This is a genomic window from Acinetobacter thutiue, from assembly GCF_030385805.1.
In the GTDB taxonomy this organism is placed as follows: Bacteria; Pseudomonadota; Gammaproteobacteria; order Pseudomonadales; family Moraxellaceae; genus Acinetobacter; species Acinetobacter corruptisaponis.
Genome location: NZ_JAUDZE010000024.1, coordinates 1 through 1,453, shown reverse-complemented (window position 1 = coordinate 1,453; position 1,453 = coordinate 1). Strand labels below are relative to the sequence as shown.

Below are 1,453 nucleotides of genomic sequence, written 5' to 3'. Positions count from 1 at the left end.
TGATCTGACCCCAATAAGTTGGACAGTTTGATTAAGTGGTTTCTAAGGACTGATTTCTGTACTGTACAGGACTCAGTCCTTTTAGTTTCACCTTGATTCGATCATGGTTGTAATAGTGGATGTATTTTTTCACGACTTGTTCCAGTTCATCAATGGATTTAAATTCTTCTCCATAAAAACACTCTGATTTAAGTATTCCAAAGAAGCTTTCCATAGAGGCATTATCTAAACAATTTCCTTTACGTGACATACTTTGTGTTAAGCCATTCTGTTTCAATTGTTCTTGATAATAATGCATTTGGTATTGCCATCCCTGATCTGAATGGATCATCGGTTTGTCATCAGGTTTTAGTTTATCTATAGCTTTCTTGAGCATATCTTTCACCAATCCAAATACTGGTCTGCGTTGAATATGGAAGGCTATGATTTCGCCATTAAATAAATCCATGACTGGTGATAGATAAAGCTTCTCTCCCCGAACATTGAACTCAGTCACATCAGTTACCCATTTCTGGTTGGGCTGTTCCGCCTTAAATTGACGTTGTAGTACATTGTCTGCAATCTTGCCCACTTGTCCTTTGTAAGAGCGATATTTCATGGCTCTGACACGTGATTTAAGTTGCATAGACTGCATCAATCGTTGAACACACTTATGGTTGATCACCAAACCTAAATTCCTCAAGGCAAGGGTAATCCTACGATAACCATATCTTCCTTTATGCTGATGATAGATTACCCTGATTTTCTTTTTTAAATCATAATCTTGATCTTCATGTTTATATATTTGTACATGGTAATAGTAAGTACTGCGTGACATCCTGGCTGCATGTAATAAATGCTTTAATGGATAGGTTTGCCTTAATCCTGATATAAGTCTTGCAAGCGCTGCTGCTCCGCAACTTCTTTTGCTTCCTGTTCCAGCCTTAAGGCTTTCAGCTTTTTTAAAAAGGCATTCTCTGCACGTAAATATGCTAATTCTTCGAGTAACTCTTTTTGGGTTTTATCTTGGTCTGCCTTAGAGAGTTTGATCGGTTTAGGCATAAGTCTGGTTCGCCCTTTAGGCTTCGGTTTTAAGCCATCTATACCTTGCTCTCGATATTGACGCAACCAATTAAATACCTGTGATGGGCTTTTAAGGTCGAATTTAATCATTGCTTCCCGAGCGGATAAACCATCTGTTTGAACCGACTCTATCACTGCCAGTTTAATTTCAAGAGAAAGTACCCGATGTCTTTGTTTTTCAGAAAAAGCTGCTTCACCGTTTTTATTATATTGAGCTACCCATTGGCGAACGAGTCCTTTATCAATATTAAAAAACTTCGAGGTTGCTGAAAAGCTATAACCTGATAAGTAATGTTGAACAACTTTCAGTTTTAATGCTTTGCTGTATTTAGCCATTAAAAAGCACCCTTCAAATTAGACTAAGAGTGTCCAACTTTCGGGGTGCAGTTCA

At 37.9% G+C, this 1,453-nt stretch carries 1 protein-coding gene; it reads right to left on the bottom strand.

Annotated features, from left to right (window positions below):
- Positions 1-31: 31 nt before the first annotated feature.
- A protein-coding gene (locus QTA56_RS18235; RefSeq protein WP_267982271.1) for an IS3 family transposase occupies positions 32-1,398 on the bottom strand; the annotation gives its coding sequence in 2 pieces (ribosomal slippage) (positions 32-880 and positions 883-1,398; 1,365 coding nt in all).
- Between the last annotated feature and the right edge of the window lie 55 nt (positions 1,399-1,453).